We start from the raw sequence: 818 nt of genomic DNA on the forward strand, positions 1-818 counted from the left end.
CACTTGAGAGTTATAGATATCTGACCAGTAAATATCTATTAATTCTTTTACAACTTTTTCTGTGTTAGAAGGTAATTGGTTAGCACTATTTTTTAACATACTTTTTCCCCCTAATTTAAAGATTACTACTTGGAGAATTTACGATATTCTTCCTCCATGATCGGATCATCAAGTACATAGCCATTAAATATGATTTTTAATGCATCATCACTTGAATGCTTCCTATTGCATATCATATCTTTATACACTAATTTTAGCAGTGCATCCTTTGCTACGAGCATCTTCATTTGTTCTTCTTTGAATACTATTTCATTATGGGAATACACATTCTTTCCTCCTATAAAAAAGGTTGTTCTTTAGGTCAAGACTGTTAGTTTATTGTCTCTAAACGAGCTTCAAAATTTTCCCCTGAGGCGTGATTACCTTAACGCTGACTTCACGTCGTGTGCGAATTTTTGTAATCGTGGTCACACTGCCATTATCGTGCACTTTCTTTTCCTCACTCGGAATTTTTTTCACAAGCTCTAGTCCCTGTACAAGGTGATAATTATCTCCCTCTCCAATTTCTCCATTAACGGCTCCAGAAGCTAGTAAGAGAGCCAGTTGGCCAACATTTAAGGGTAGAATAGGGTTGCCAATATCTAGCTGGCGTGGTTTAGAACGGTTTTTAAAGGCCTGAAACCCTTTACTTTTTCGAATCCCTTCAACAAAATCTGATTTATTTGCTAACTTGGTATAGAATGTCCTTAATTTTTCTACTCCTGCAGGAACACTCCACTTTTTATTGGCAGCAACGAAGCGGTCTACCGGTGTAACAT

General features: G+C 36.7%; 1 protein-coding gene and 1 pseudogene. Both read right to left on the bottom strand.

Translation table 11 applies throughout. The features are described 5' to 3' along the window. Positions 1 to 125: 125 nt before the first annotated feature. Positions 126 to 326: a hypothetical protein gene (locus tag M3205_RS25145; RefSeq protein ID WP_159868105.1), complete on the bottom strand. Its 201-nt coding sequence runs from the start codon at positions 324 to 326 to the stop codon at positions 126 to 128. A gap of 58 nt (positions 327 to 384) precedes the next feature. Then, a pseudogene (locus tag M3205_RS25150) lies at positions 385 to 818 on the bottom strand (DUF6094 domain-containing protein); the annotation flags it as partial.

The organism is Cytobacillus firmus (genome assembly GCF_023715565.1).
GTDB classification, from domain to species: Bacteria; Bacillota; Bacilli; order Bacillales; family Cytobacillaceae; genus Cytobacillus; species Cytobacillus firmus_C.